Here is an 8,456-nt window from a genome sequence, read left to right as displayed (position 1 = left end):
ATGCCCGGATCATGGGCTCAATGGCTTCAAACGGTATGTTGCCCTGGCAGTACTGGCACGAAATATCCAGCAGCTTGGAGTAAGGGTTCGAGAGAAACAGCTGGCGTTGATTAAAAGACAGGAGAAGGTCAAGAGAGCTGCATAACTGTTGTATTTTTTGCAAGATTACTTCATGGCAGCGGGAGAGATCCGTCTAAAATTTGCTGATTACGGTTAATTTAAACCCCAGCAAACATTGCGGAGACCATCAGAGTGTTGGAACAATATCATGTGGGAATAATTCCCGAAATTAAATGAGCTGAAAAGGGGTTTTCGTTCTGTCACTAAGTAAGAAACAGACCCTTGATCGTGAAAAAATTGCTACACGCCTTCATGTTAACGGAATGTTTATACGGAGTTTTCTCCAGTCACTTGTTGATATGGGGCTGCTATATGAACAAGAGGGGCAATACTGTAACACTGAAATGGCGGAAAATTTTCTGGTGCAATCCAGCCCGCTCTATCAAGGTGGCTGGATTGAGGAAGATACCGGTCAGAACTCCAGATGGAATACTCTCACTAGCCACTTACAAAAAGAAAGACCAGATGCATTGGCATTTGATAAAGCTCCGAGAACAAATTTTATCAAGGCTTTGGGGCAACGCTCTTTACGGGGTGAAATACAGGGAGTTACAAAAGAAATCGCCTCCTGGGAAAAATTTTCAAAAGCCAAGACTGTCCTTGATCTTGGCGGGGGGCACGGATTGTACGCGATTGCCCTGTGTCAGATCAACCCAATCCTGCAGGGTGTCATTTTTGACAAGCCCCATGTCATTCCAGAAACAGACAGTTTTATCAAAAGTTATGATTTTTCCAGCCGTTTGACAGCAGTAGGAGGCGACATTGACAATGATGAACTTGGAGAAGGATATGACATCGTCCTTATTTCACATATTCTCTATAAATTTCGAAAAAACATGCCCCATTTTTTCAAAAAAGTCAGGAATACTTTGAAACCAGGGGGATTACTTGTTTCCAACCACTGGTTCTGTTCACCTGGGTGTATTCCTGCCAACGGACTTTTGGAAATGGACAAGGCCTTTTTAAGTTTCGGCCATCCACTATGCTATGTCGAACAGTTTGCCGGGTTACTGGAACAATCAGGTTTTACACCAATTTCCTCAAAGGATATTGCCAGTACTTTTGGTACGTCTACTCTGCACCTTTGCCTCAAAACGGAGACAGCCGCAGACCTCTCTCAAATACAACCAACTTCATGTTGCACTTCCTGCTAACCCTAGTTGCATACAAATTTTTACTGCAGCAATACTGTGGAGGTGAAATCATGCGATACACGCTTCCGCCAGGCATGAAAGGATGAAAAATGCGGGAAAAAAAAACCTGCAAAATACGTTATCACATATAATTCGATGGATAGATCATGAACCCCAGTTTTGATAAAAATACAGGCATTCTTCAGGAAACCCTTGCGATACTACAAACAAAATTAGGTGACAGTCTGAATGAAATCGTCGTTGAAAAAGTTGTGATCGGGATCTTTTTTACAGGAGTCAAACTCAACAACGGCCATGGAGGGCTATGCTTTACTCCGGTAAAAACCATACCTGAAGCAGTATGTTGTCCAAGTTCAGCCAAAGCAATGCCTCATTCAGGCAACATTGCAGGTACTCCTGTTTCTATAATGTTAAAGCGAATGTTCAATGGAAACGCCATGACACGCGCCTTAGGAATAGCTGTCATGAACGCCTTGTCTAACACTATATGGAAGGAAGAGGGTATACATGGATATAACATCCAGAAAGACGCTGACCCTCTCGACGAGTATGTTTTTCCGGAAGGAGGCAAAGCAGTGGTGGTTGGAGCGCTCGTCCCTTATTTACGAATGTTTAAAAATGAAAACAGAGACTTTGGAATTCTGGAAAAAGATACTGCAACCTTGAAGCCAGACGAACTAGCTCGTCACGTACCTGAAGAGCGAGCCAATGAAGTACTTGCTGAGGCAGATCTTCTTATTATAACAGGCACGACACTCATCAATGATACGTTGGAAGATCTCATTGATTTAGCTAAGCCAGGGGCAGATATAATTGTTGTTGGGCCCACGGCCAGCATGCTTCCAGATGCTTTTTTTTCCCGAGGAGTTCGCTCCATTGGTGGTGTTATGGCTACGGATCCGGACAGGCTGTTGGATGTCCTTGGTGAAGGTGGATCCGGATACCATTTTTTTGGAAAATCTGCGGACAGAGTTGTTATTGCCAGAAAGTAATCAGGTGCTGTGACCGATAGGCACTATTTATCCGCCAAGGTTTCCGTAGCCGTCTTGGTGGGGCTTGTTCATGAAACGCAAAAATAGCACGCTATGAGATTTCGATTATATGTTGTAGCGAGGGCATTTGAACAGGCCCCATACCGGGTTCGCTATAGACCCAAACGTGACCTTTCTGCTGCTTCACTATACAGGAAGGCTATCGATGGCGATCGTAAGTTTCTTCAAATGCCCCTGCTACACCATACTGTAATCATAAAAAAACTCCGCACTTTAAGCCAAGTGCGGAGGCAAAGGATCTAAGGTAAGAGTAAAAAATGGTGACGATTCTCTACTGTTCGGAAGGAGCAAATATTTCCTTGGGACGCGTAGTATCTCCTGTTGCACCAGGGAAGGTTGGGTAGATATAAGCTTTCTCACCTGATTCAAGAGTATGCTTAGCCTCCTCCATAAAACGGTTGAATCGATGCTTACACTCATAAAAACCGTGCCACCAGGCATAATCAGGCGCCATCATGGCTGTACCCATCCTAGCCCTTCGGCCCTCATGGTGCCAGAGCTCATAGTATTCAACTTCAAGTTTTTCATCAAAAAATTTAGATTTGTCGAGTAATCCCTTCTCGTACAACTCATCCAACATTTTTTTAGCTGGTTTGAAATAGTTTTCATTATAGTTTTCTACAGCATTATCAAGGTCAGAATAATGCCCGTTAACCCAAGTCTCACTGTGGCATTGGGTACAAATAGCTTTCATTTTGTCTCGTTCAGTCTGCCAATTAGTGTTTGCAGGGAACGGCTTAAATTCAGAGGGGCGTACTGTTAATGGTGCCTGGGTTTCCCATGAGAGACGCTCAGTTACATCATGGGTTGTCATTACTTCTCCTGCACCAGACATATGACAGGATGCACAGGTTGGAGAACGGTAATCCAGCCCAGGCGTCCAGGTACCGGGAGCGGCATCCCAATTATATTCTTCCTTATAAGCATGGTACATCGTGCCATGTTTAGATTCGTTATAGATTTCGATTTGTGGATGATCCGGTCCTAAATGGCACTGGTCACAAGCCTCAGGTTTCCTGGCTTCGGCCAAGGAAAATCGATGTCGAGTATGGCAACTGGTGCAGGAACCAAGCGAACCGTCAAGATTAACTCGACCTACCCCGACGTTAGGCCATGTGGCAGGGTCAAGTCGACCCTCTTTCATTTTTAACACAGTACCATGACAGGCATAACAGCCTGCTTTACGTTCAGAATCGGAGTTCATTCCCCCGTTGAGCCAAGGATCAAGTTTCCACATGATTTCCATAGTGTTAGCGTGTTTGCTTTTGGCATATTGCTGTGATTCATCTGGATGACACCGTGAACAGTCTTTTGGGGTCACTGCAGCGGCAACAGGCACAGAATATTTCTTATCTGCCCATTTGGAAGTACCACTTTCGTAAACCTTAGCATGGGATGTGCTGATATCAGGATCGGTAGGGTCTGCAAGATGGCAGTCTAGACAAGTTATCCCAGAGCGTGCATGTCCGCTGGCTGCCCAGTCAGCAAAAATTCCGGGGTGTTTTTCTTTATGACACTCGATACAGGCACTTGCAGCTTCCGACATGCTGCGTGTCAACCGAAATTGACGATCCTGCATGAAGTTGCCGGCTGCTTGATCCATGGCATTTTCTTCCTGAGCTATTGCTCTTGGAATGTTTACAGCCAAAAACATCATCACAACTGTTACAACAAGTGACCATTTGTTCATAATGTTCCCCTAAGCTTGCTTGGATATTCGACTTCCCCTTGTGAGTTAAACAGAATACCTGGTGCCCGATAAGGTCCCCTTGCCTGTTTGTGTGCATAGTACGTGCGATCAATGTGAACCAACATATTATGACAATCTACACATTTACGTTCATATCCAGGTCGAGCATATAGCACTGTTCGATGTGCCAGCATGGCACCTCGGCTTGAGGGGATATGAAGCAGATTACGGTGGCATTTTTGGCAGTGCGCATTCTCCATATAGCCATAGGCCGCCTTTCTCTCTTCTGCACGGTTATAAGCATCGGATCCTTCCAACACGTGGACTACAATGTCTTTAATTCCATGGAGTGTTTTGCTGTAGAAAAAAGCGATGGTATTTTCAGGAGGAGGGAGATGACAATCCATGCAATTAGCCACGATACCCTGAGGATTATTGACATGGCTTGAGGTCTGCCAAGACCTGTAAGCGGGTACGATTTCATGGCATCCAGCGCAGAATTGCGGTGTAGAAGTACGAGCCATGGTGTAGTAAAGCAGGCTAAATAACGGAAAAGCACAGACGATGCCAAAGCCTATCAATAAGAGAGGTTTGAAGAGACGCTTCATTGTGTGTAGACCTCATAAAAGGTTGATTATTTCACACTTGCTCCTCAATTCAATACTGAATATATAAAAATGATGACAAAAATGTCGATCTAAGTCAATGGGTAAATTTTAATTGCTTGAAACTGCATTGAAATAATATGTTTAAGTATAAAGACATCGCATGTTGTTACGATCTTAGCCCAGGGAGTAATTTTAGATTAATCGTTTGAATGGGCAACAAGGAAAAATATATGAGAATTCATTATTTGCAACACGTACCTTTTGAGGGTCTGGGTAGTATCGAGCAATGGGCACTTTCCACTGGCGCATCGATATCATGCTCAAGGCTATTTGCTGATGAGTCGTTACCGTCTGTCGATAATTTTGATTATCTCGTAGTTATGGGCGGACCAATGAATATCTATGAAGAAAATACGTACCCATGGCTGGCACGGGAAAAAAGGTTCATACACGAGGTTATTACCACAGGTAAGTCAGTATTGGGAATCTGCCTTGGAGCCCAGCTTATCGCCAATGTTTTAGGAGCTGCAGTATATCGCAACAAGGAGAAGGAGATCGGCTGGTTTCCTGTCCGAATTACTGAAGAGGCACCTGAAGAAATACGTGCCCTGTTTCCTGTTGATCTGGAAGTCATGCATTGGCACGGTGATACGTTTGATTTGCCAAAGGACAGCATCTTGATGGCAGAGTCTCAAGCCTGCCCCCATCAAGGGTTTATCTATGACAACAGGGTGGTAGGGTTACAATTTCACCTAGAAACAACCAGGGAAAGCCTCCAGAGCCTGATCATCAACTGCGGTGATGAAATCGTCAAAGCTCCCTATGTCCAACAGGCACCTGTGATGTTGCAAGATGAAAGCCGTTTCACAGCAATCAACAAGGTGATGGGTAAACTCTTAACATACTGGACCCGATAATTGAGAAGGAATGCTGCCATACTTGACTTGGATCAAGGAAATAGTCACAACACCTTATTATGATTAAAAAATCGTTTTAAATATAAGGAGAAGGCATGGCAGCAAAAGATTATTTTCAAAACAGTATCCCTTTCATTAGAAGAGTAGTACAAGCATCATTTGGATTTTTTACCCTTTATGTGGGCTATCAATTTTATTGCTTCTACCAGTGGACTCTGGATCAGGGACAGTATGTAGCCAGACCTCCTGCCGTTGAGGGCTTTTTACCAATTTCTGCATTGCTTAGTTTCAAAAGGTTTCTTCTCACTTCTACATTTGACCCCATTCATCCTGCAGGACTCGTCATTTTTATGGCAATTCTGGCAATCGCGTTCCTGGCAAGGAAGGGGTTTTGCGGCTGGATTTGTCCTGTAGGCTTTTTAAGCCATCTGGTTCAATGGCTAGGGCAAAAATTCAACACCCTGCGCAACACTCCTCCATGGTTGTCCTATCCGTTGACCAGCATTAAATATCTTCTTCTTGGATTTTTTCTCTATATCATCTTCTGGAAGATGGATGTCAATGCAATTACAGTTTTTTTGCAAACTCCATATAACTTGGCTGCCGACGCCAAGATGCTTCTATTTTTTCTTTCTCCATCAAATCTGACTTTGGGCATCATGATCTTATTGATGGGTATATCTTGTATTATCCCTAATTTCTGGTGTCGTTTTCTTTGCCCTTATGGTGCCCTACTCGGGGTTCTCGCTTTTTTCAGTCCGTTACAGGTTTATCGTGATCCCAAGACCTGTATTGAGTGCAAGAAATGTGATAGACAATGTCCAGGTGGAATACAAGTCAGCAAAAAACAGACTGTTCGTTCTCCGGAATGTATCGGTTGCCTTGAATGTATAGCCGTTTGCCCAAAAGAAGAATGTTTAACCATACAAAGACCGCGCAGGCAAAAAGTTCCCACTTGGCTGATCCCTGTTTTAACAATACTAATTTTTCTGGGTTTCTGGTTGACAGCTCGTATTAGCGATCATTGGCAAAGCAAGGTATCTCCTGAAACTTTTCGGCAGATGTATCAAGTATCTGAAAGCGTCAGTCATCCAACGTACTGATATTGTCCTCTCAAGCCATTGACACGCAATGCTGTTCTGCTTAAGGTGAATTTAAATTCACATGGAATAATGAGATGAGCACAGAAAAATTAGCCTCTGAAATACGAAAAGATCAAATTGTTGAAGCTGCGCTACACATATTGAGCGACAAGCGGGTCAAAAAATTAAAAATTACTGAGATTGCCTCACATCTAGGCCTGGCGCCTTCAGCGCTTTACAGGCACTTCAAAAATAAAGACGCGATTTTAAGTGCTATCCTCGAACATATACGGGAGAAAATGTATAAAAATGTGGAGCATGTTCGAAGGAAACGAGACAATGCCATAGATCGTCTACAGGAGTTACTCTCTCTCCATGAAAATTTGATTTCTCAGCATCAGGGAATTCCCCGTATCGTATTTTCAGATGAATTGTGGGGGCAGGAGAAAATCAAACGGCAAAGGATGTATCTTATTGTTAGCGGCTATTTGCTTGAGCTGGAGGCAATTATTTGTGAAGGTCAAAGGAAAAATGAAATTAACCCTGATTTGAATCCTGAAGCTGTGGCAAGGATGTTTTTCGGCATTGTACAGCCGGCAGCTCTCTTGTGGCATATGAGCGAAGGTACTTTTGATCTAAGTGGTCATTTTACGGCAGCGTGGCCGCTCTTTCAATGTGTTTTACAAGTCGAAAGCAGATGTGATCCTTAACTCAGGAGCTGAAGATGTTTTTTATTAACATTTTTCAGATTGGTTTATCATAACCGTTATGTGAATTCAACTTCACAAGGAGGGAATTATGGCAAAACCTGTTGTTGATCAAGAGTTGTGTATTGGTTGTGAAATATGCGTTGATCTCTGCCCCGAGGTCTTCGAGATACAGGATGGCAAATCCTATGTCATCGGTCCGGATAAATGTTCAAGCTGTGATTGTCAGGAAGCGGTTGATTCATGTCCAACCAGTGCTATTGAACTTGAAGAGGATTAATCCTGGTCGGAAGTAATAAAATTACTATCCTCGAGATGAAATTCTTCCTGCTTTGATACCAAGCCTAAAAAGAGGTTATGTATGAAAAAAATGAGCCTTAACGAGACGCGGGAATTCACAGAAAACGGAATGAAGCGTTTTTTCCTTGTAGAGGACTCGCCACATTTCAAAATTATCAATTTCAACCTTTCAGCTGGTCATACCTTTCCTGTCCATTCCCATGACCTTGATGGTGAACTCTCTATTCTTGTCATTGAGGGGGAAGGATATTTTCTCGGTAAGGATGATGCTGAACTCCCGGCTAAAACCGGAGATATCTTTATTTCGGAAATAAGGGAACCTCACGGTGTGCGCGCGGAGAGCGATATGCGCATTCTGGTTACCATTGCTCCGCCCATTTAATTTTATTGGAAGTATTTGTATAAAATTGACCTACGTCAAGGCCATAAACCGAAGAATAAAGCACCATAGAGACTGTAGCAACATTGTAATCAAACCGAATTGCGTTTCTATACTATTCTGATTGAGAGGAGAATCATTATGTTTTGTAATCAATGTGAACAGACTGTCAAAGGAATCGGTTGCACTAAGATTGGGGTCTGCGGCAAAAACGAAGGGGTGGCAGGTCTCGAAGATTTACTGACGCATGCGGTGCAGGGACTTTCCATTGTTGCCCATGCAGGGCGTCAGGCAGGTGTTGTCGACAATAATGTTGACCGCTTTACCTGTGAGGCCATTTTTTCCTGTTTGACAAATGTTGATTTTGATCCGGCTCGTTTCGAGGAATGGATCAGAGAAGCGGTAGCGTTGCGTGATCAGCTTAAAGAGAAAGTGGAAGCTGCCGGT

Annotated in this window: 9 protein-coding genes and 1 pseudogene; 8 read left to right on the top strand and 2 right to left on the bottom strand. The window is 43.5% G+C overall.

The window, feature by feature from the left end; genetic code table 11:
- The first annotated feature begins 383 nt into the window (after window positions 1–383).
- Both G493_RS30695 and G493_RS0121780 read left to right on the top strand, forming a co-directional pair.
- The gene (locus tag G493_RS30695; protein ID WP_084813715.1) at window positions 384–1,274 is read left to right on the top strand and encodes a methyltransferase; all 891 of its coding nucleotides are present in this window, start codon (window positions 384–386) and stop codon (window positions 1,272–1,274) included.
- 146 nt (window positions 1,275–1,420) lie between these two features.
- Entirely contained in the window at window positions 1,421–2,266 is an 846-nt protein-coding gene (locus tag G493_RS0121780) for a DUF364 domain-containing protein (protein WP_028582076.1), read from the top strand.
- A 331-nt stretch (window positions 2,267–2,597) separates the two neighbouring features.
- Here the strand turns inward: G493_RS0121780 and G493_RS0121775 are convergent, their stop codons facing one another.
- Complete coding sequence (locus G493_RS0121775) at window positions 2,598–4,016, bottom strand: multiheme c-type cytochrome (RefSeq protein ID WP_028582075.1); 1,419 nt, start codon at window positions 4,014–4,016, stop codon at window positions 2,598–2,600.
- Window positions 4,013–4,624 carry a cytochrome c3 family protein gene (locus G493_RS30690; protein ID WP_051309776.1) on the bottom strand — a complete coding sequence of 204 codons (612 nt, stop codon included), beginning with the start codon at window positions 4,622–4,624 and terminating at the stop codon, window positions 4,013–4,015. The genes G493_RS0121775 and G493_RS30690 overlap by 4 nt, the downstream gene beginning before the upstream one ends.
- A gap of 230 nt (window positions 4,625–4,854) precedes the next feature.
- Here G493_RS30690 and G493_RS0121765 point away from each other — a divergent pair, with 230 nt between their 5' ends.
- The 6 genes and pseudogenes from G493_RS0121765 to G493_RS30685 form a co-directional block, all read left to right on the top strand.
- Window positions 4,855–5,541: a type 1 glutamine amidotransferase gene (locus G493_RS0121765; RefSeq protein WP_028582074.1), complete on the top strand. Its 687-nt coding sequence runs from the start codon at window positions 4,855–4,857 to the stop codon at window positions 5,539–5,541.
- 95 nt (window positions 5,542–5,636) lie between these two features.
- Window positions 5,637–6,644, top strand: coding sequence for a 4Fe-4S binding protein (locus G493_RS0121760; RefSeq protein WP_028582073.1), 1,008 nt, complete (start codon window positions 5,637–5,639; stop codon window positions 6,642–6,644).
- A 74-nt stretch (window positions 6,645–6,718) separates the two neighbouring features.
- Window positions 6,719–7,333, top strand: coding sequence for a TetR/AcrR family transcriptional regulator (locus G493_RS0121755; RefSeq protein ID WP_028582072.1), 615 nt, complete (start codon window positions 6,719–6,721; stop codon window positions 7,331–7,333).
- A gap of 88 nt (window positions 7,334–7,421) precedes the next feature.
- Entirely contained in the window at window positions 7,422–7,610 is a 189-nt protein-coding gene (locus G493_RS0121750; RefSeq protein ID WP_028582071.1) for a ferredoxin, read from the top strand.
- Between the two features lie 81 nt (window positions 7,611–7,691).
- Window positions 7,692–8,012 (top strand): cupin domain-containing protein, encoded by a 321-nt coding sequence (locus G493_RS0121745; RefSeq protein WP_028582070.1) that lies wholly within the window; start codon window positions 7,692–7,694, stop codon window positions 8,010–8,012.
- Window positions 8,013–8,150: 138 nt separating this feature from the next.
- Window positions 8,151–8,456: pseudogene (locus tag G493_RS30685) on the top strand (hydroxylamine reductase); the annotation flags it as partial.

The organism is Desulfogranum japonicum DSM 18378 (genome assembly GCF_000429945.1).
Classification (GTDB): domain Bacteria; phylum Desulfobacterota; class Desulfobulbia; order Desulfobulbales; family Desulfobulbaceae; genus Desulfogranum; species Desulfogranum japonicum.
The sequence above is the reverse complement of the archived record's forward strand: the minus strand, read 5'-3'. Positions and strand labels throughout refer to the sequence as shown.